Origin of the sequence: Leptolyngbya sp. Cla-17 (assembly GCF_016807185.1) — a bacterium.
Classification (GTDB): domain Bacteria; phylum Cyanobacteriota; class Cyanobacteriia; order Leptolyngbyales; family Leptolyngbyaceae; genus ULC077BIN1.
In genome coordinates this window covers 1,410,970-1,431,014 of sequence record NZ_JAEVYN010000001.1, presented here as the reverse complement: position 1 = coordinate 1,431,014, position 20,045 = coordinate 1,410,970, and the positions used below count along the sequence as shown (strand labels likewise).

Here is a 20,045-nt window from a genome sequence, read left to right as displayed (position 1 = left end):
GTTTTTAGCGTCATAGCAGTCAGACTGTTATCACAGCACCCCATTCAAATACAACAGAACTGCTGTAATACTCTCAAATGACTTTGACCAGAAACTAACTATCATTTTGATGGTTTGATTCTCCCCTCGGTTCTGCGGACGATGGCTATAAGTGCGGTGGCCTTGAAGCGCTTTAGCATATGTTTTGATATGCAAAATTGTTTTGTGGTTATTTTTGTCAGGAACGAACACCGAAATTACCTTGAAACTGAATAAATTCCACGATCGCGGATAGTCCAGCCAATGTTTTAAGGTTCGTAAAAACAAACGGCTTTTCACCGCGCATTTTCTTAGTATCTTGCTCCATCACATCCAAATCTGCTCCAACGTAGGGCGCTAAGTCGATTTTGTTAATTACTAACAAGTCAGATTTAGTAATGCCGGGTCCGCCTTTGCGCGGAATTTTGTCACCCCCTGCTACATCAATCACATAGAGAGTTAGGTCTACTAGCTCTGGGCTAAAGGTCGCGGCTAAGTTGTCGCCCCCACTCTCCACAAAGACGAGATCTAAGTCTAGAAAGCGTTGTTCCAGATCTTCGATCGCGGCAAGGTTCATAGATGCATCTTCTCGAATTGCCGTGTGCGGACAGCCTCCTGTTTCCACGCCTAAAATGCGATCGCGGCTCAACGCTTGACTTCGTACTAAGTATTGGGCATCTTCTTGGGTATAAATATCATTGGTCACCACTGCAAGATTATAGCGATCGCGTAGTGCCTTACACAGCGCATCCACTAACGCTGTTTTGCCTGATCCTACTGGACCTGCAACGCCAACCCGAAAGGCACTCATATATTTTTAACCAATTAAATTGCAAAAGAATTCTAGTGCTAATCAGTGAATAAAGCAGTAACAATCCGGAAGTGAGCGTGGGAATACCAAACTTCGCTTCATTTTTCACACATTTTTAAAGAGTTTTGCTCAATCTGGTCTTAGCTCTTAAAACTAATAAACCCTTGGAGCTTCTATTAGGACACTTTTATGAACCAGTTCTGGACAGTAGCATTAATCAGCACCGTGTTCACGTCGCTGTTTCAAGTAGCAGCTAATGCGGCAACGTTCTCTTTTTCTAATCCTCTTAGCGGTTCACAGCAGGTACCGCCAAACGCGAGTCCGGCTACGGGTTTCGCAACATCTATTCTGAATGGCGAACCAACTAGTTGGACTTTTAACTACGATCTGTCATTCTCTGGTCTTTCAGGACCTCTGGCATTAGCCCATATTCACTTGGCTCCGGCTGGTCAGGCAGGTCCCGTTGTGCATGACTTGGATGCTCCACCACTGGGCAGCACCAGTGGGAAGATTGTTGGGGACTGGACATCTACTGAGGTTGTAGCTGCTGGCATTGATCCGGTTGCTGTGTTCAACCGCTTTTTGGATGGACAATATTATTTCAACGTTCATTCAAATACGCCTGGAACAAACTTTCGAGCGGCAGGGGAAATCCGGGGACAGATTGAAGATCCAGTCGATGCCTCTGCTGTGCCTGAACCATCCACAATGTTAGGGCTTTTAGCCACTGGCGCAGTCGGATCGATGTTGAAAAGAAGACGGGAAAAACAACAGAAACTAACTAGTGATACCACACGCTTGTCGGCATAAGCCCTAGCAACAGATCCATCACAAGCTGTTAAAGAGCCTGATTGCCCCTGCTAAATAGCAGGGGTCATCTTTATGTGGGCTGTGAACCTGTCTAGCTGCGATCGCAGCATTGCAAAGCCTTTTTGATTACAGATTTAGAGCGTGTATAGACAAAGCAAGGTACTGCAAGCCAATACTACTCAATCATGACCAAAATTATCCAACGGTTTTTTCTGATCTCAATCGTCTTGGCTGTGTTTTTTATCGGAGCAATTGGGGTGGCAATCGCTCAAGCCACGCCTCAACTATCCTCCGTCACCACAACTCCAAGGGTAGGCAGGATGAATCAAAATCAGATGACTCCTTCAGAAATCTCTGCCAACCCGATCGCGGCTCAAGCTCAAAGTGCAAGTTCCTCAAAAATCAACATTAATCCAGAGACAGGGGTTCCCAATGGAGCCATTCTGCTCACAGTTTTTCTGAAGCACGACCAATCTAAAACTCTTGACCAAATTTTGTCAGAACTAAAGCAGTCTGATTATTTGAAAGCGTTCCCACCTGAGGGCGTGGATGTCGTCTCATGGTATGTCGTCATGGGAATTGGGCAGGTTGTGACTTTGGCAGTGCCGCCAGAGCAATTACGGGCAGTAAATGTGGCATTAGAGCGAACAGCATGGAGCGCGTTTCGGACTGAAATTTATGCCACCTACGATTTTGCCCAAATCGCCAAAAAGTCTCGACAGGCGCTAGCAGGTGGCGATCGGTAGCAGGAGGGTAACGACCGTGCCGTGCCCCAACTGGCTTTGAATGTGCATCTTGCCGCCTTGAAGTTGACAAACATGCTGGGCGATCGCCAGCCCCAACCCCATCCCACCTCTAGGGCGGGCGTTGTCACTCCGGTAGAATCGCTCCGTCAAGCGTTGCAGTGCGCTGGCTTCAATGCCTTTTCCCTGATCTTGGATTTGCAGCGGCACATACTGCTGCTCCTCCGTTTCCACAGTTGGCAGCACTTTGAGGCAAACGACTTCGCTTTCTGGCGCATACTTAATCGCGTTGTCGAGTAAATTCAACACAACCTGCCCGGTTAATTCTGGGTCAACCCATACGGTGGTCTGAGGCGAAGTTGCACAGAGTTCCAGCTTCAACCCGGCTTGGGTTGCGGAAGGTTGCATCCGAAACAGGCATTCTTGGGCAATCGCCACCGCTGAAACAGCTTGGGGGTGAATCTGAAGCTGTCCCGCATCTGCTTTTGCCAGCAGCAATAATTGCCCTACGAGACGAGTCAGGTAATCTATTTCACCGCAGGCACGTTGTAAGTAAAGTTGCGCTTTCTCTCCAGTCACGACCCCATCAAGAATTGCCTCTAGCTCAACTCGCAGCACTGCTAGGGGAGTCCGTAAATCATGGGAGACATTGGCAACCAGCTCTCGCCGCGCCGTTTCCTGTGCTTGCAGGGCAGACAAAGTTTCCATTAATTTGGCTGCCATCTGATCTAGCAGATGACTCAGTTGCGCTAATTCATCTTGTCCTTTAAGGGCAGACCGAGCCTGATAATCGCCAGCTTCCAGCCGTTGAGCTTGGCGTTGTAGCGCTCGCAGCGGTTGAGTCAAGGTGCGAGATAAAACTAGACCTGTGGCGGCGGCGACGGTCGCCGCCGCGATCGCCGTGCCCATCACCAATCCCTGTACCTCCTCAGCAAACCGTTTAGGACGACGCAACGGCATGGTGAGATACACGGCACCCACAATCTGATCAGAATGACGGAGCGGCACGGTGCTGTAAAGCCACCAGCTATTCTTAGGATCAGTGGCAATCCATAAGCGTCCAGCTTGCGGTTCTCCTGCCAGGGTTTTGAGAATAAAATTTTTGGGAAGTTCAATGGCATGACCGCGATTCACCCCCTGACTGGTTAACCGAGTCGTGGCTGCCGTGTTAAAAATCGTCACCTGCGATCGCGCCTGTTGGCTCATCAGGTCTGTCAGTTGGCGAATTGTGGCTGCGCTGTCCCAATGGGCAGGAACCTGGGTTGCCAACGCATCAGCTTGTCGTCGCAACGTCACCTCAGCTTCTTTGACAAAAAACTGCTCCAAAGCTTTACCTAAGATGAATGAGAACCCAACCAAGCTGCCTAAGGTAACAAGCAACAGCGTTAGCGTCAGTCGGCTGGAGACACTTCTTAGTCTCATCCTTCAGTTCCTCGAAAACGATAGCCCACGCCCCACACAGTTTGAATGTACTCTGGGCAAGAGGCATCTAACTCAAGCTTTTCTCGCAGTTTGCGAACATACACGTCAACGACGCGGGTGTCACCTGCAAAGTCAAGTCCCCAAACATGTTCTAGCAGTTGTTCGCGAGTGTAAGCCCGTCCTGGACGATCAACGAGTTGGGCTAGCAGATCAAATTCTTTGCCGCGCAAGTCCAGCAATTCACCATTGAGATAGGCATGACGTTGGTTCGGATCGATCGCAACTCCCTGAGTCTGGCGCACGTCTCGGTAGCCCGGACTGTATGCCCGTCGGATGAGGGCTTTGACCCGCGCGATCAACTCTTTGGCACTGAAGGGTTTGGTCAAGTAATCATCTGCCCCAATTATTAACCCCTGCACGCGATCGCTCTCCTCTGCCCGCGCTGTCAATATTAAAATGGGTACAAAATACCCCAGTGTCCGGACTTCTTGACAGACTTGAAAGCCGCTAATGTCCGGCAATACCAGATCGAGCACCACTAGATCAGGACGAAAGCATTGCACCTGAGCGACACCCTCTGCCCCGTTGCTAGCGGTTAAACACGCCAGACCTTCTCGCTCAATATAAAGCTGCACCGTCTCACGCAGGCTGAGATCGTCTTCGACCACTAAAATAGTTTTCACAGTAGTCATTGATTGTGATCATAAAGGGGTTGAGTCGATGCAGACAGGCACAATCAGAAAACGTTCGGGGACAGCATAAAAGGGCAAACACAATGGCTCCTCAAACTTCTCTTACTTAAGGGTTGAATAGGGTGTTCCTTTGCCACGAGTGCCATGAATCGCCGGAAAGCCTTCTGGATCAGGGTCTGCTCCCTTTTTCAGGGCTGGCAATCGGGTCTGCATCGCTGTGATTTCCACCTGTTGGGATGCAATCATTTCCTCGGCAAGCTGACGCACTAATGGATCGATCCCATAAAGTAGAACTAACCGTGCCATTTCTACTGCTCCTGTGTGATGGGGAATCATCATTGCCAGGAAATCAACATCGGGATTTCCTGACATGTCAGGTTGATGCATATCCGTCATCATTCGTGTCATGCTGGCTTTCATTGCTTTGGCAAACGGTGTGGACGTTTCATTCGATCGCTCGGTCATTTGAGGTGTGTGCCTTGAATGAGAGGGTTCTGACTGTTCTGCCAACACACTTGAAGGACATCTCAGCACCAAGAGAACTGTGATGACTATCAGTAGAATGATTTGCTGGATCATGGCTGACCTCTTGATCGTAAGACTCGCATTAGGCAGTTTGGCTAGGTGTATTAGGGCGGACATAAACTAAGTTGATACTTTTCTTGTTACGCAATTTGCCAGATGGTAGTTCTAAGTTGCCGAGGGGAATTTGGGCGATGAACTCCGGCTTGAATGGATTAGAAACGTCAAATGCCGTGCAAACAGTTTGTCCGGCAGAGGGTGTTCCTGGAAGTTCATCTTGTTCGTGGGCGATGTAAAGCCGAGTATTTTCTGGGTTCGTCCATAGACCATGTGCCTCTCGCCCATAACTGAAAAAGCTACCAATGACTCGACGCTGACCAGGAGGAACAGAGCGATCGATCACTGCAATTTGACTTGCCGCAATGTTTCCAGGTCCACCATCGTCAATGCGAGCAAAGCTGGCGTAAGCGACTTTGCCACGCGCATTTTTAACAAACTCGATATGGTTGGGGCGGGTGCGATCGCCTAACAGAATGTGATCCAGAAGTTGATAGGCATCGCGAGTGCTGCGGACGGAGAGTCCATCTGCCAATTTATGGGAAAACCAAATTTCTTTACCATCAGGCGTTGTTTTTTGGAATGGCGTGAAGCCAAATGGATCTTGAGCTTTGATGTCTAACTGGGTTTTGAGCTTGGGTTGGCTAAAACCGTTGAGATCGGGGTTGACATCAAACACATGAATGAGTGCAGCCTTCTGCGAAGTGACGAACGCAGTCAGCCCATCTCTAGAAAACCACACTTGGGCACATCCATTGACGTTGTTGACGTATTGCCGCACAGCACCAACGGTCATTCCTTGTGTGAGTGTATTGAGGGCAGATTGAACCCCAAGGATAGCAATCCGATTTTCTCCCCGAATCGCGACCCACAGTTCTTTACCATTGCGCGTAAAGGTTGGCTCGTGCGGTTCGCGTCCAATTAAAATGCCACTAGAAACCTGTTCTGGGTTCACATTCTGTGCTTGCCCTGCTTGTGGATTGGATACTCCGCCGATTACCCGTCTTTTCTCGATGTCAATCAAATAAACATTACTAGTGCCGCGACCTGTCACCGCTAGCAAGCGCGAGTCGGGCGATGGTGCTGAGCCGTGAATATGAATAGCACCGTGGTAGAGCGGTTTTACCACCATACTGGCATGGGTCGGCATAACACCGCCAGTGACAAATCGGAACGGGGGGCGTGGATCTTCATCGAAACTGGTCAGGTTAATCGTGGTCTCAACTCGATTATTGAGTGGATCAATCACTGACAGGGTGTTGGAATCTTCATTGCAGATGACAACACAATCTTTGAGGTTAGATTTATTTTTCTCTAAAGTTTGGGCATGACCGCTGGATTGGGTAACCGTGAGAGCAGTGGCTGCAGTGGCTGCTGTAAGAAATTCTCGGCGTGATAGGCTCATCTCGAATTCCTGTGAAACTTTTCATTGCGATGATGATTGAAATTGTAAACAGGCTGGACGCTAAAACAGATAGATGTGAATTCTAGTCTTCACAGACTGCTGAAAGATGAGTGATTGGGCGATCGCAGAACCTGTTGCCACTCCAAGTACCACCCTTCCCACCGCTAAACTCATCAACAGACCAAAAGGGATAACTCATATATCAATCTAGATGTCCATTGAAGCTCCATAAACGAGCATCTCTTCAACATCCATCACAGATATTAAAAATCTATGAATCTGCCAAGTCAAAAACAAAAACTTCATCAGATCAGCTTTTCAATCACCTAAGAATTCTAGTTTCTGATTCATAAATTTTTAATGACTTTCGACAAAGGTAAGAGGCAATCCCTTCTAGAAGGTAAGCTTCATGATGACGACAACTACAGAGAAACCAAAACGTCAAAACTCAGCTTTTAAACATTTAATGCTTCTGCACTGGGTTATGGCAGCTTTCGTTTTATCGCTTTATATTACGGGTGTTTTTGTTGCTCGGCCCCTCCAAGCTCATTTCCTGGTGCAGCTAATTCCTTTCCTGCACCAATCCTTTGGGATACTGTTTCTGATGCTGCTCATTGCCAGAATCTTTCTCCTACTGAGGGTTGTTAGCAGCAAGTATTTGCGGCGTTTGCCCAAAATTACTCCTGCCTGGCTGCAAACCACTATTCTGCACAGCAGCTTATATTTCTTTATGTTGGTGGCTCCGGTAAGTGGTTTCCTACTCCGCAACTTTGTTGGTGTAAACACTACTTTTTTTGGCATTCACATACCACCCGTCTTTGCTCTCAATCAGAACTGGATTGAGTTAACTAGAAGCTCACACTTCTGGTCATCTTACATTTTTCTGGCATTTATCCTGCTCCATGTTCTGACTCACTGGAGACTTATTTGGAAGCATGCAAAAAAGGTTTTTTCTAGTTTTCAAAGGCTTCTTCAAGGATTGCCTTTCATCCATCTTTAAACTATTTTGCTCAAGCTTGTTTTCGTTCTCGAAGCTATCTCAGTTCATATTTGATTTTGAGCCACAACAGAAACTACATGGTTCACTAACCCAATGCGGTTAATGTTTCTTAATTTTCTTGCTGCTGTTAAACCCGATATCCGATGACGGACGTTGCGGTTACCCTATGCCTTGAGTTGGGCAAAGCCCTGGAAAAATTTAGACAGTTGCCCCTAGGTGCCTGATATGATGTGCCTGCGCTTATTCCACTTGGCAATACATCTGTCTGACGCGCCATGCAACCGCTAATTTCGGAGGTGGCGATAGACAAGGATAATCTTCTGAAATCTCTTGAAAGAAGCTGACCGCTCATTCTTTTTATTCTTCAACGTTTCAGCAAAAAAGCATCCCTCTTCAAGAAGAGCTTGAAACAGTGTCGGGTTTAAGCGAAATAGCTCAAAATGATAGATAGATATAAAAATTAGACTAAGCTTCGCTATTTTCATTAATGACACCAAGCTCCCCCAAAAAACCATCGCTTTCCACTCTTCCACTTGCGTCTTCTTTGCCTCCACTAACCAATCGGTTACAAGCCTCCCCTGAAACAGTTGTACTATTATTAGCGTTATTAATTGGAAGTGGTACTGGAATTGCTGTAGTCAGTTTTCACTATTTAATTGGGCAGATTCACTCTCTAATGTTGGAAGACTTCATGGGAGCAGTGTCTGGCTGGGGGACATGGACTTTGGCGTTAGTTCCTGTTTTAGGTGGATTGGTGGTTGGGTTGCTGCGTTGGCAATGGCAAGATTTTGGTCCGACACTGTCTTCCTTGATTTCATCTCCTCAAAGCGCTGCAAATGCTTCTGCGGCAAAGGGCATTATTAAGGCGATCGCTGCTTCGGTGTCCTTAGGAACGGGAGCTTCTCTGGGACCAGAAGGTCCTAGTGTGGAAATTGGTAGCAATGTGGGAGTTTTCCTCGGAAAAGTTTTACAAGTTTCTCAAGAGCGTCAGCGCCTACTACTCGGTGCAGGAGCCGCCGCTGGATTGGCCGCTGGATTCAATGCCCCAATCGCAGGAGTCTTTTTTGCACTAGAAGTCGTGCTTGGCACAACCTTTGCCACCTCAGCCGTGAGTGTAGTGCTACTTTCCGCTGTGGTTGCTGCCTTAATCTCGCAGATTGGTTTAGGAGGGCAACCCGCTTTTACATTACCCAGCTATGAAGTTCGCAGTCCTCTAGAACTTCCACTTTATTTGGGATTAGGGCTACTCGCCAGTCTGGTTTCCATCGCCTATACCCAAGCAATCCAGCTTTGCCAGCGGTTTTTCCAGGGAAAGATTAATGGGTTCGGCAGTATGGAGCAGATTCCGGTTGGGTTGCGTCCGGTGATTGGGGGTGTCTGCATTGGTGCTGTGTCTCTGATCTTTCCCCAAGTTTTGGGCATTGGCTATGAAACGATTGAAGCCATGCTGCGGGATGTTCAGTTTTCCTTACCGTTGCTGATGTCCCTGCTAATTGCCAAGTTAGTGATGACAGCGCTCAGCTTGGGCAGTGGGTTTGTCGGTGGATTGTTTGCGCCTGCAATGTTTTTGGGGGCTTCTTTAGGAGCCGCCTATGGTAAAACTCTAGCGTTGTTTCCCCTGATTATTTCAGCAAATATTGCGGCTCCTCCTGCCTATGCAATGGTGGGCATGGCAGCCGTTTTAGCGGCGAGTGTGCGGGCACCCCTGACTGCAATTTTGTTGTTGTTTGAACTGACTCGCGACTATCGGATCATTTTGCCGTTGATGGCAGCCGTGGGCTTGAGCGTTTGGTTAGTTGAATGGCTTAAACCGATTACCAGCAGGCTGCCAACGATTCAACCAGCAGAATTAGAAAAAGAGTCAGACCAACGGCTAGAAATCATGCAGCATTTGCAGGTGGGGCAAGCGATGCATCAAGATTATTTTCTGCTTTCTAGCGGGTTATCAATTTTGGATGGGGGATTAGCCCTAGTGCAACACCAAACGCACTGTGCGCTGATTGTGGATGAGCAGGAGCAATTAGTTGGAATTGTGACGCTTCAAGATATTAATCGGGCGATCGCTCAGTGGGAACCGGGAAACACAGAGAATCATCAGCAAGAATTCTTTTCTCTTCGGGTTGAGACGCTATGGACTATCTGTACGAAAGAAATTTTGTGCGCTTATGAAGATGAACCGATCGCAGACGCTCAATCGCGAATGGCAACACGGGGATTGAGGCAGTTGCCAGTGGTGAATCGAGACGCTCCGCGCCAAATCGTTGGCTTGCTGGAACAGGATAAGATTCGCTTAGCTTACAGTCTTGCGATTACCCAAAATACATTGAACCCTCACCTGACAAAAGCGGTATCACCAGCAGATGCTCAGATTGCTGCCCCATCTGAAGCCATTCCTTTAACTGCTTTAAAGCAGTCGGCTTAATTTTATTAGCTTTAGCGATTTCGGCTAGTCCAGATGCCAGTGAACATCATTGACATGCCGCCTACAAAAATCGCGATCGCAAGTCCCGCAGGAAGAACTATTGTCCAATCAACTGATTCCATAATAATGATGACCTACTCAATAACTATTTAGCCTAAGGTCAAAAAAACTTTTCTGCCTAAACTTTCCTCAAAGCTAACGCAAACTCTCTGCTAACCCAAAAAAAGCAGATTGATAGCGTTGGAATATACCCGCAAAAATTCCAACTTGATTCGTTGCTTCAGTTAGTGCCTTTAATCCAGGGTTATTTCATTCTAGACAGTAGGTGAGCATAGGGTCCAGAGTATGGAAGTCCATTCTCCCCCCTTTGATCGTGATGAGTACGCTTGCAATCGTAGAAGTATTTTCTCACCTACCCGACCCCCGCCGAGGCGCGGGCAGCCGTCATCAGTATGCCGTCTGTTTAGCCTTGTTTACCTTAGCGATCAGTGCAGGCTGTGGCGGATTTATCGCGATGGGAGATTGGTTAGAGGAATACCGTGAATCCCTGATTCTCCTGTTTGGGTCACCGAAACATGGACTACCATCCTATAGTACGATCCGTCGGGTGCTATTAACGCTGGACTATCAATCCTACGGAGCTTGTATCTCAGAGTTCTTCACAATAGAACCGAAAGCGGGAGAAACGATCGCTCTTGATGGTAAGGTCTTACGGGGTTCTTACCAGATTGAGACGAACGCGAGTACGACAGAATCTCATCCTGCGATTCAATTAGTCACGGCATACGTCGTGGAACGAGGACTGATCCTACCTCCCCAGCCCGTGGATTGCAAAAGTAATGAAATTAAAGCGATTCCGCCGATCTTAGAGCAACTGGCAAAACGCGGAGTGGTGTTTGCTTTCGACGCTTTGAACACTCAAAAAAAATATCTGCGCAAATCATCGACTCTGAAAACGACTATCTCGGCGCATTGAAAGGAAACCACGGCAATTTTTACGCTGCAATTACGGCACAATTTCAGTCCGAATCCCATATTAATTGCGTTGAAACGGGGCATGGTCGAGTCGAACGCCGAAGCGTCAGCTTGTGGAAGACCTGGGATGGGTTGCCCGGAGCAGAAGAATGGTCAGGATTACGAAGCATTATTCGAGTCAAGAGCTATCGGCACATCCTCAAGGGGCAATATATCTTGATTAAAAAGCCTGAAATCCGTTATTACATCAGTTCGTTAGACGAAACAGTCGAACAGTTTGGGCGACGGATACGGGATTACTGGCACGTTGAGAATAAAGTCCATCATGTGCGAGATGTGACTCAAGGCGAAGATGGTTCTAGAATCCGAGTCAGCGCACTACCTGTCCTATTTGCCACTGCCCGGAATCTAGCCCTCAACCTCTATCGGGATGCCGGAGAAACTAATATGGCACAGGCAAGGCGGAAAGCAGGTTATGGGCTGAAGTTGTTGAAGAAGCTATTTAGAATGAAATAACCCTGGCCTTTAATCTTCTGGCTCAGATTGGTCAATTTGTTTCAATTGGATGTGTTTGCGCCCCAATGAAATTTCAAATTCATCTCCTGGGTTGAGCTCCATTTGTTTGGTGTAAGCGGCACCAATTAACAGGTTTCCGTTAGACTGCACGCTAATTCGATAGCTAGCACTTCTGCCACCCCGACCGTTTGAACCCATCTTTCCATCTAGCTCAATCCCTTCCGCATCAATTAAAGCATTGAGGAATTTCATCATGTTGACGCGTTCTACACCATTTTTTGTGATGGTGTAATACCCGCATTCTCTCGCTTTTTCTTCTTTGGTAAAGGTTTCTAGCTCCCTAACCTTTTTGAGTAGGGGTTCACCCGTTAGAGGCTCAATTTTCTTCTTCTTAATCATTAAAATACTGCAAAATAGTCTTAATTATTAGGCAAATGTGACAGCAACAGTCGCTCAAAACGTTTGCTTTTAATTTAATTGCATTGGCTCCGAGTAACTTGCGTCATCATACTATATTGATACCATGTTTTTTGCTTATGGAAACCGTACTGATTTTTCAGATCTATAGTCTAGAAATACAATTCATTTGTTGAAATAGACTCTCACTGCTGAAGCGAAAACAACTTAAAAGATATTTCAGCAATGTCTGGTACTCAAAACTATTAAAGTCATACTACAGGATGAATTTAGCAGATTGGCGAAAGGCTAGGAATCGTAGAGGTGTACCCTATTGAGAACACCTATAAAGTATTAAAGATTGATACAGAGATTTCCCTCCTGCTAGTTTTATTGGTGAATCATTCGGTTTAACAATGATCTCCTTTTTCTCTAAAGTTAAGATGAAAGGTGTTTGTAAGGGATAGATGAAGTATCTGAGCAAAAAATCTTTTTCTCAATCCTTGTAAAGCGTTTGGTTCTATTTTCTAAATAATTTATGTTGCCTCTTACTGCTTTCAACTCCTTTCGTCAATTGTTGAAACCAAAGCGGCTAGCAATTTTTGAAGCGGTTCTAATTGGTTTAGTTGCAGCATCGGCGGCAGTGTTGCTGAAGCAAGGCGTTCACTGGTTTGGAAGCTGGCGAGTGCGGGAATCTTTGCTGCTCCCGGCTTGGTTGCTATTGCCAATGGTTGGGTTATTAGGTGGCATGTTATCTGGCTTGTTGATCGAGCGCTTAGCCCCAGAAGCCGCTGGAAGTGGCATTCCTCAAGTTAAAGCAGCCCTTGCTTATGTGCCCATCGCTTTAAATTTGCGGGTGGCGATCGTGAAACTGCTCAGCACTCTGTTGGCGCTAAGCTCTGGCTTGGTACTGGGTCGGCAGGGTCCAACGGTACAAATTGGGGCGGCATTGGCAGCACAATTAAGCCGATGGGCACCACGATCGCCCGATCATCAACGTCAACTTATTGCGGCGGGAGCAGCAGCGGGTTTGGCGGCGGGCTTTGATGCGCCAATTGCGGGTGTGCTGTTTGTCATCGAAGAGTTGTTGCATGATGTTTCCAGCCTGACTTTGGGAACGGCAATTTTGGCTTCATTTACCGGGGGCGTAGTCTCTAGAGTTTTGTCAGGACCTAGCCTTAACCTGGTGAGTCAGTCCGCCCTAAATCAAACCAGTTTTTCGCCTCAAGAAATTCCATTTTTTCTGTTGCTGGGCGTGCTAACTGGAGTCTTCGCAGCCGCATTTAATCGCAGCATTTTGGAAAGCTTGAAATTTAGCCGCCGCTACCTACGGTTTAGTTTGCCCTGGAAGATTGGATTGGCAGGACTGATCTCTGGTTGCGCGATCGCGCTATTGCCGCCTGCTTTTCGCGATACTACAACGCTGCAAGGTTTTTTAACCATGGGCACCGCGGATTGGCGCATTACTGCCAGCGCTTTTGTCGTGCAGTTTGTTTTATCGGTGTTGGCGTGCAGTGCCGAAACCCCCGGAGGATTGTTTATTCCCAGTTTGGTGCTAGGGGCAGCTTTGGGGCAGTTAGTCGGCTTAGGTGCCGGAACAGTGTTAGGAGGTGAACCCATCATTTATGCCTTGACAGGCATGGGAGGTTTTTTTGGAGCAGTTGCAAAGGTGCCTATCACGGCGATCGTGATTGTGTTTGAAACCACCTTGAACTACAACCTGATCTTGCCGCTGATGATTTGCTCAGTCACCGCTTACTTAGTCGCTGAATGGCTGGCTCCGGGTTCCCTCTATACCCATTTATTAGAGCTAAAAGGAATTCATTTGGCTTCAGATGCCATCAGTGATGGACTTTGGGCAACCTTAACGGCGGCGGCGGTCATGCAAAAAAAAGTAGAAACGCTGCCTAGCCAAATGACGCTAGTAGAAGTAGTTGAAGCATTCGCCAAATCTCACCATCGTGGGTTTCCGGTAGTGACTCAAGGACGACTGGTGGGCATTGTGACGCAAACAGATCTCGATAAAATCACTCAGCTAACCTTACCGGACCAGGCGGTTCTCAAAGACATTATGACCCCGCAGCCCATTACGGTAAACCCGGAGGATGCTCTCAGCCAGGTTCTCTATCTCCTGTCAACCTACAAGCTTTCTCGGTTGCCCGTGGTTTCTCATCGGAAACTCGTGGGCATCATTACCCGGAGTGACATTTTGCAGGTGGAGTCGGAAAAATTACGCGGTGGCTCGGAACGAGTGGGTCCTCAGCCAGAGCCGTCTTATGTGGTGTATCAAACCCAAGCGCCCGCTTTAGGGGAAGGACGTTTGCTGGTGCCGCTGAGCAATCCTCAAACGATGAATGGACTCATGAAGCTGGCATTGGTGATTGCCCGCGATCGCAACTATGAAATTGAGTGCTTGCAAGTGATCGCCGTGCCGCGTCATAGTTCTCCATCGGAAGCAGCCGTGAATACAACCCTAAGCCGTCGCATTCTAAAACGGGCCACTCACCAAGGAAATGCCTGGGGTATTCCAGTGCATACTCAGATTCGAGCCGCTCACAGCACCGCTGAAGCCGTTCTAGAAACCGTCAAGGAGCGTCATATTGATCTGTTGCTGATGGGCTGGAAAGGGAGTACCTCAACGCCGGGACGCATTTTTGGCGACACCGTTGATACTGCAATTCGTCAAGCAGGCTGCGATGTAGTGCTAGTAAAAATGGGAGACGCGTTAATTGGCTCTCAGTTACACTTGAATGAATCTTTGCAATCCCCTGAATCAGAAGAAGCATCGGTTCAGATGTTACTGCGATTAACGCGGCTAAAACGATGGCTAGTTCCCATTGGGGGTGGACCTAACGCAGAATATGCCGTAACTCTGCTACCCGCTTTAGTCTCATTGAGCCACGAGCCAGAAATTCGGCTATGCCATGTTTCTTCTCCCAACGACCAGAGCTACGATATCAGTCCGCTTGAAAAAAGCGCATCCTTCCTCCAGCAGCAAGTTCAGGCATCGGTAGCGATTACATCCGTTTGCGCTGATTCAGTGGCAGAAGCGGTGGTAGACATGGCGCAAAATAATCAGTGCGATGTGATTGTTTTAGGAGCTAGTCGAGAAGGGTTATTACAACAAGCCATTCAGGGCAATATTCCAGAAACGATCGCCCGAAATTGTGATTGCACTGTGATCTTAGTTAGGAAGGCAACTGCGTAAACTGATGACGAGACGCAAAATCTAGCGATCGCCCCATCTGCTTCCACTCTTCAAAACTGAGTCCTTCTGCTTCATAAACCTCTCGCAACACTTGACGTAGCGACTGACAGGCAAAAAACTGATTGATCACCTGAACTGCTGTAGTCAAGGCAATTCGATGATTGTGATACACCGTCGGATTAACCAATTTTTCTCCCAGAGGAGAGCGACAGCACAACCGTAAGCCACTCTCGGTCGCAGTTACCTCAATCATCCATCCTCGATAAAATTCTACTAATCCATTCACGATATGCACTGTGTAATTGGGGTAAACTGCGCTAGTTGAAGAGCGCTAACCCCTCTTTTGATTCTTGGAACGGGATTCTTTGTAGCGCCTCACTCCAACTATAAAAAATAATTCTCAATTCCTCCTTACGCTTTAACGCAAACCTTTGCGCCATTTGTCTGATTCTGTTTCAATCACAAGGTCGTGAATAGGGTAGCCGCATTGACCAGTGTTAGCAGTACGCCTGTTTGTTCTTGACCACTGGTCGCTAGATCGCTGTGACACAGATAAATCCGTTCTTCCGTCCGCGATTGCAAATCGAGCAGAATGCGGCGCAGGCGTTGCTCATTGGCATCCATTGCATGAGCGGCAGTCCACAAGCCACCTGACCAATTTTGCAAAAATAACGGAGACGCAAATAAAGCATCTACACCGCTAAGCCAGCGAGGGGAGGCAGCATCAAACCAGAATTGCCAGCGATGAACGCGGCGGCTAGAGCGGTACTGAAATACCGTAGCTAAAGTAACGGCATTACTTGCGGCTCCTATGGGGCGCACTGGATAGGGATTAGCCGTGACTGTGCTGTTGCGTAAAAGCTGAATGAATTGGCTGATAGTGACGGTCGGTGGGGCAGTTTGGCGAGTCGCTCCCTGATCTACCGCGGCATTGCTACGGCGCACCCTGTCAGCTACTTCCCAATAATGCTGTGCCGTTTCTATTAGTTGACGAAGGGCAGACAATTGATCGAATGCGAGAGAACTGCCGCCTAAGAGAAAATGCTGGATGGCGCGATCAAGCAATGAAACGACATTCGGAATCAGGCGTTGTTCTAACTGAGATTGCTGAGTTTCGATCCACTGAATCACGGCCTGATAAGCCTCTGAGGTTTGATAGCCTAACCGATCCCACCGCGGAAAGGTAGTAGCTGGCAATAACCGAGGGCGCTCCGGATGAGGAGCAAAGCAATAATCGGCAAGTAAGCCAGCGCGCACGGGGTCAATGGCGAGAGTAGGGTAGGTAGGATTTGAAGACGTAGCTGAGCGACTGTCAAGGATCTGTCCTCGATTGCCTAGAACAACGAGCATTTCAGCGATCGCATCCCGATCTACTAAGCGACCCAAACCGGGATAGACGAGAGTTAGCAATGTCAACAACGCGCGCACGATGGCAAAGCTGATCAGGGGGCGCTGATCGTTGAGCGATTCAACCGGAATTTGATGTTTGGTCAAAATGTCGATCAGGGCATACCGGGCGATCGCATCCAAACCGGGGCTAATCACCGCAATGTTTCTTGGTTCCACTTGACCTGATTGCACAGCGGCAATAATCGTCTCGGCGGTTTGACGCAACAATTCAGACCGCGAAACGGTTTGAATTGCCTGAATTGACTCCGGCAGTGCCAAGAACCTTAACGGATTGATGGCAAACTCTACCAACGTTTCGCCGAGATCATCGGATAAGCTGGGGGTCGGGCGATCGCTCAATTCCACAATTTCGCACTGATTGGCAAGTGCTGCTAAATAGGTAGGATCGGCTCCTAAACCTAAGCGCACTGCTCCATCTGGATTAAACGTAAATGCCGCAGAGGCTCCAGCGTTGAGCAGGTGTTCAAACAGGTGTCTTGCAATTGCCGGATACTCATCCACATCATCCGCCAAAATTAGCGAATACCGTTGAATCAAGTGCGATCGATAGGTGGCATGTTCCAATAAATACTGCCAATACAGCCCTGCCGTAATCCCGTAAGTTAGCAGACCTCGTTCCAGACACCACTGCTGCCATTGCTGCAACATCATTCCAACAGTTTCAAACGGAATTGGCAGTTCGCCATCTTGTTTTGCCAATCCTTGTTGCAATCGAAGCGGAATGTCCTCAACGGGAATGCCAGCCAGCCCTGCAAGTTGCAGCAGATCCAAAATTTTTCTAACTAATCGCGCCTCATTTATGGCTGCTTGCGATCCAATCACTCGATCAATTTCCGGTTGCCAAAGTCGAGCGGCAAGCTCTTGCTCATTTTCAGGATTGAGCCGTAGGGGAAACTGCGCCTTTAAGTCAAGCTGTTGAATCAGCAAAGGCCAAAACAGCGTCACTTCGTCTTGAAAAAACCCAAGCGGGGTTGTGGAATTAAAAGAATATTGACTTTGAGTTGCGGCAACCAGGCGATCGACCAAATCAATTCGATTATCGCCAATTGCTGCAAAGACCAAAATTCCCGGCAGTCCGGTAGACGGCAACAAGTCAGATGCTGGCTCCAATGTATGCGGAGCCGCTAGCGTGTAGGAAGCAGGCACAGCCGCATTAGGTTGAGCAACTGCAACCCATTGGTAAAACTGGCGGATTAAGTGGCTCGTTTTCCCGCTTCGTGTTGCTCCCGTAATCCAGATTCGTTCCTGCTTAACCAATTGCCTTCAAATGATTTTGTTAGAATCTCTCTTACCTTAACTTTAATGGCTGGTCTAAAAATAATATCTAAACGGTGAACCTGTTCCCATCATGAGATCATCTTTTCTAACATCGATCAGTCAGTACTTACAAGGTGCTAACCAATGGCTTTTAAAAACACCAGAAAGAGCACTTGAGCAGGCATATGAAGCCACTCTAATGATCAAGGCAATTGAAGATCAGCATTTTGATGGTGAAAAAATTTCTAAAAAATCTACTAAGCATAGTGAAAATGTGCTTATTTATTTTCAATCTGAACTGAATAAATATTTGAAGTTTGCGGAGGTTCGCTTAACAGAATTTAGAGCTAGCCGAGTCATTGTAGATTCTACAAATTCCACGCTTTATAATCGCCGCAGTTCATACATTGAAACTCAAGAGCAAGCAGCGACCGTATTAGAAAAACTAGCGTTTATTGATCAGATTCTTGATCGCTACAAACCTTCATCAACCAATTTGGTTCCGCTTGCTCAAGGGAACAACACCAATCTATCGGTTCGCAGTGGAAATGTTATTGATCAAAACACTGGCAATCTCGTATATAATCGCGCGACTGATGAAGACGACGATGGCAGCATTCTAGATAAAACAGGTGTGCTACCTCGCTCAATTTTAGGCACATTAAATCGAATTAAGCGAGATTTAGACCCAAACTCTGAGGAACAGGTTGTTCAAACTTTTCGTTTTTCTAAGGCAAAGACTCTTATATCAATTCGGCTAATTTTACTGTTGATCATTGTGCCGCTGCTCACTCAACAAATTTCTAAAGCTTTCATTGTTGGTCCGCTGGTGGATAGAGTTTGGCAAACAGAAAAAGCGGGCATTTTTCTCAATAGCGATTTGGAATCGGAAGCAATGAGAGAATTTAACAGCTTTAGAGAACGATTAGAGTTCAATCGCTTTCTAGGCACTGCTCAAACTGAAAGGCTTCAAGAGAACACTAATACTGACACGCTTTTGAAAGAAAAAGCTGAAGAAATTGCAGAGGTTTATTCCAAGCTGAGTGCTCGCGCGGTCAAGAATGTGTTTTCAGATTTGCTCTCTGCTGTTGCCTTTGCGATCGTGCTGGCCACCAGTCGTAGAGGGCTAGAAACGCTTAAATCTTTTATCGATGAAACAGTATATGGATTAAGCGATAGTGCCAAAGCCTTTATCATTATCTTGTTTACTGACATGTTTGTTGGCTTTCACTCTCCCCATGGCTGGGAAGTTCTGTTAGAAGGACTCGCTAAGCATTTTGGATTGCCTCCCAATCAGGATTTTAACTTTCTATTTATCGCCACATTCCCCGTTATTTTAGACACTGTTTTCAAATATTGGATTTTCCGCTATCTCAATCGCATTTCTCCTTCTGCCGTGGCTACTTATAAAAACATGAATGAGTAGTAATAAATCTCAGCCAATAAGGCAGCGATCGCGCTAAGTACCTGCACACCGCCCACGCCCATTGCAACCACAGAAACCCCTTCAAAGGGTATTAGGGAGCAATAGCGATCGGTTCCGGTAGACCAAATCAGCACGTTGCATGGCTAGGCTCGGTTCCACTTAGAGCATCTGCGATCGCAAATGTCGCGGCATAAAAAATTATCACAGCCAATTTACAAAGGTTGGCTGTTTCAGTTGAGAGGTTATCCGCAGCGATTGAGCACCTGATTATTGCAGCAAGACAATATGACGACCACTATCCAGTTTCAGCCAGCTTTCATCCTTAAGTTTACCAAGTAGACGAGTTACGGTGACTCGCGTAGTGCCAATCGCGCTGGCCAAATGCTGATGGGTTAATCGCACACTTAAGCGGGTTCCTTCAGAACAAGGAGAACCAATTTCCATCTGCAACAGTAGCAAAAGCTGACGCAGCCTATCTTCAACTCGACGGCACCCCGCCATTGCTAGCATGGCTTCTGCCTGACGCAGTCGGCGATTGAGATGCAAGAAAATTTCGTTCGTTAAGTCAGGTGACTGCTGCACCTCAGCCATTGTCATGCACATCAAATCTACATCTGACATGGCGATCGCCTGATAGGGATAAATGAGTGATAAGGGTAAACCAAACGGCATCGACGAACATGCTAGCCCAAGCAAGGCTTCATCTCCATTTGGATAAAGCGTACTCAACTGAACCACACCGCGACAGACAACCCAAATATCTTGAGGATTCATTGGAATCGTTTGTCCGGCACAAAATGCTTGCAAGTGCCTCCCTTGATAAACTTCTTCCAAAAATTGACGCAAATCACGCTGAGGAGCTTTGGAAGTAGAGAGTTGAAGCATATACAACATCCTATTCTTGTAGCGATGTCGCCTAGATTACAACTCTTAGATCAAGAGAAGTTAATTGGCA

Annotated in this window: 16 protein-coding genes and 1 pseudogene; 7 read left to right on the top strand and 10 right to left on the bottom strand. The window is 47.3% G+C overall.

All coding sequences use genetic code 11. The features are described 5' to 3' along the window. Positions 1–217: 217 nt before the first annotated feature. Positions 218–829, bottom strand: coding sequence for an urease accessory protein UreG (gene ureG, locus JOY44_RS06335; RefSeq protein WP_171572819.1), 612 nt, complete (start codon positions 827–829; stop codon positions 218–220). A gap of 189 nt (positions 830–1,018) precedes the next feature. Between ureG and JOY44_RS06330 the strand changes: the two genes are divergently transcribed. Both JOY44_RS06330 and JOY44_RS06325 read left to right on the top strand, forming a co-directional pair. Further along, entirely contained in the window at positions 1,019–1,639 is a 621-nt protein-coding gene (locus JOY44_RS06330) for a PEP-CTERM sorting domain-containing protein (RefSeq protein ID WP_171572818.1), read from the top strand. A 185-nt stretch (positions 1,640–1,824) separates the two neighbouring features. Continuing rightward, positions 1,825–2,385 (top strand): hypothetical protein, encoded by a 561-nt coding sequence (locus tag JOY44_RS06325; RefSeq protein ID WP_171572817.1) that lies wholly within the window; start codon positions 1,825–1,827, stop codon positions 2,383–2,385. Here JOY44_RS06325 and JOY44_RS06320 read toward each other — a convergent pair. The 4 genes from JOY44_RS06320 to JOY44_RS06305 all read right to left on the bottom strand — a co-directional run bounded on the left by JOY44_RS06320 (position 2,365) and on the right by JOY44_RS06305 (position 6,480). Beyond that, positions 2,365–3,804, bottom strand: a complete 1,440-nt coding sequence (locus JOY44_RS06320) for a sensor histidine kinase (protein WP_171572816.1) — start codon at positions 3,802–3,804, stop codon at positions 2,365–2,367. The two genes, JOY44_RS06325 and JOY44_RS06320, sit on opposite strands and share 21 nt — an antisense overlap. Continuing rightward, complete coding sequence (locus JOY44_RS06315; protein ID WP_171572815.1) at positions 3,801–4,496, bottom strand: response regulator transcription factor; 696 nt, start codon at positions 4,494–4,496, stop codon at positions 3,801–3,803. Before JOY44_RS06315 ends, JOY44_RS06320 begins: the two co-directional genes overlap by 4 nt. A 102-nt stretch (positions 4,497–4,598) precedes the next feature. After that, entirely contained in the window at positions 4,599–5,075 is a 477-nt protein-coding gene (locus JOY44_RS06310) for a DUF305 domain-containing protein (RefSeq protein ID WP_171572814.1), read from the bottom strand. Between the two features lie 28 nt (positions 5,076–5,103). Further along, positions 5,104–6,480, bottom strand: coding sequence for a YncE family protein (locus tag JOY44_RS06305; RefSeq protein ID WP_171572813.1), 1,377 nt, complete (start codon positions 6,478–6,480; stop codon positions 5,104–5,106). A gap of 409 nt (positions 6,481–6,889) precedes the next feature. Here JOY44_RS06305 and JOY44_RS32785 point away from each other — a divergent pair, with 409 nt between their 5' ends. The 3 genes and pseudogenes from JOY44_RS32785 (at position 6,890) to JOY44_RS32780 (ending at position 11,393) form a co-directional block, all read left to right on the top strand. Beyond that, positions 6,890–7,480 (top strand): cytochrome b/b6 domain-containing protein, encoded by a 591-nt coding sequence (locus tag JOY44_RS32785; protein ID WP_171572812.1) that lies wholly within the window; start codon positions 6,890–6,892, stop codon positions 7,478–7,480. 487 nt (positions 7,481–7,967) lie between these two features. Next, on the top strand, positions 7,968–9,902 hold the full coding sequence (locus JOY44_RS06295; RefSeq protein ID WP_171572811.1) for a chloride channel protein: 1,935 nt from the start codon (positions 7,968–7,970) through the stop codon (positions 9,900–9,902). Positions 9,903–10,278: 376 nt separating this feature from the next. Then, a pseudogene (locus JOY44_RS32780) lies at positions 10,279–11,393 on the top strand (ISAs1 family transposase). 9 nt (positions 11,394–11,402) lie between these two features. Here JOY44_RS32780 and JOY44_RS06280 read toward each other — a convergent pair. Next, a complete protein-coding gene (locus JOY44_RS06280) occupies positions 11,403–11,792 on the bottom strand; it encodes an AbrB family transcriptional regulator (RefSeq protein WP_171572810.1) in 390 nt (129 codons plus the stop codon). A gap of 535 nt (positions 11,793–12,327) precedes the next feature. Here JOY44_RS06280 and JOY44_RS06275 point away from each other — a divergent pair. Next, on the top strand, positions 12,328–14,997 hold the full coding sequence (locus tag JOY44_RS06275) for a chloride channel protein (protein ID WP_171572809.1): 2,670 nt from the start codon (positions 12,328–12,330) through the stop codon (positions 14,995–14,997). Here JOY44_RS06275 and JOY44_RS06270 read toward each other — a convergent pair. Together JOY44_RS06270 and JOY44_RS06265 are read right to left on the bottom strand one after the other, a co-directional pair. Next, the gene (locus JOY44_RS06270) at positions 14,978–15,292 is read right to left on the bottom strand and encodes a hypothetical protein (protein WP_203031942.1); all 315 of its coding nucleotides are present in this window, start codon (positions 15,290–15,292) and stop codon (positions 14,978–14,980) included. The genes JOY44_RS06275 and JOY44_RS06270 overlap by 20 nt on opposite strands. Before the next feature lie 164 nt (positions 15,293–15,456). Further along, positions 15,457–17,664 (bottom strand): recombinase family protein, encoded by a 2,208-nt coding sequence (locus JOY44_RS06265; RefSeq protein WP_171572807.1) that lies wholly within the window; start codon positions 17,662–17,664, stop codon positions 15,457–15,459. 91 nt (positions 17,665–17,755) lie between these two features. Between JOY44_RS06265 and JOY44_RS06260 the strand changes: the two genes are divergently transcribed. Further along, a complete protein-coding gene (locus JOY44_RS06260; RefSeq protein WP_171572806.1) occupies positions 17,756–19,090 on the top strand; it encodes a proton extrusion protein PcxA in 1,335 nt (444 codons plus the stop codon). Here the strand turns inward: JOY44_RS06260 and JOY44_RS06255 are convergent. Both JOY44_RS06255 and JOY44_RS06250 read right to left on the bottom strand, forming a co-directional pair. After that, the gene (locus JOY44_RS06255; protein ID WP_171572804.1) at positions 19,069–19,224 is read right to left on the bottom strand and encodes a hypothetical protein; all 156 of its coding nucleotides are present in this window, start codon (positions 19,222–19,224) and stop codon (positions 19,069–19,071) included. The genes JOY44_RS06260 and JOY44_RS06255 overlap by 22 nt on opposite strands. A gap of 133 nt (positions 19,225–19,357) precedes the next feature. Continuing rightward, positions 19,358–19,975 (bottom strand): Crp/Fnr family transcriptional regulator, encoded by a 618-nt coding sequence (locus JOY44_RS06250; RefSeq protein ID WP_171572803.1) that lies wholly within the window; start codon positions 19,973–19,975, stop codon positions 19,358–19,360. Positions 19,976–20,045 lie beyond the last annotated feature (70 nt).

Excerpts from the sequence above, each read along its gene's own strand:
- ureG (WP_171572819.1), bottom strand. The coding sequence starts at position 829 with ATGAGTGCCTTTCGGGTTGGCGTTGCAGGTCCAGTAGGATCAGGCAAA.
- JOY44_RS06330 (WP_171572818.1), top strand. The coding sequence starts at position 1,019 with ATGAACCAGTTCTGGACAGTAGCATTAATCAGCACCGTGTTCACGTCG.
- JOY44_RS06325 (WP_171572817.1), top strand. The coding sequence starts at position 1,825 with ATGACCAAAATTATCCAACGGTTTTTTCTGATCTCAATCGTCTTGGCT.
- JOY44_RS06320 (WP_171572816.1), bottom strand. The coding sequence starts at position 3,804 with ATGAGACTAAGAAGTGTCTCCAGCCGACTGACGCTAACGCTGTTGCTT.
- JOY44_RS06315 (WP_171572815.1), bottom strand. The coding sequence starts at position 4,496 with ATGACTACTGTGAAAACTATTTTAGTGGTCGAAGACGATCTCAGCCTG.
- JOY44_RS06310 (WP_171572814.1), bottom strand. The coding sequence starts at position 5,075 with ATGATCCAGCAAATCATTCTACTGATAGTCATCACAGTTCTCTTGGTG.
- JOY44_RS06305 (WP_171572813.1), bottom strand. The coding sequence starts at position 6,480 with ATGAGCCTATCACGCCGAGAATTTCTTACAGCAGCCACTGCAGCCACT.
- JOY44_RS32785 (WP_171572812.1), top strand. The coding sequence starts at position 6,890 with ATGATGACGACAACTACAGAGAAACCAAAACGTCAAAACTCAGCTTTT.
- JOY44_RS06295 (WP_171572811.1), top strand. The coding sequence starts at position 7,968 with ATGACACCAAGCTCCCCCAAAAAACCATCGCTTTCCACTCTTCCACTT.
- JOY44_RS06280 (WP_171572810.1), bottom strand. The coding sequence starts at position 11,792 with ATGATTAAGAAGAAGAAAATTGAGCCTCTAACGGGTGAACCCCTACTC.
- JOY44_RS06275 (WP_171572809.1), top strand. The coding sequence starts at position 12,328 with ATGTTGCCTCTTACTGCTTTCAACTCCTTTCGTCAATTGTTGAAACCA.
- JOY44_RS06260 (WP_171572806.1), top strand. The coding sequence starts at position 17,756 with ATGAGATCATCTTTTCTAACATCGATCAGTCAGTACTTACAAGGTGCT.
- JOY44_RS06250 (WP_171572803.1), bottom strand. The coding sequence starts at position 19,975 with ATGCTTCAACTCTCTACTTCCAAAGCTCCTCAGCGTGATTTGCGTCAA.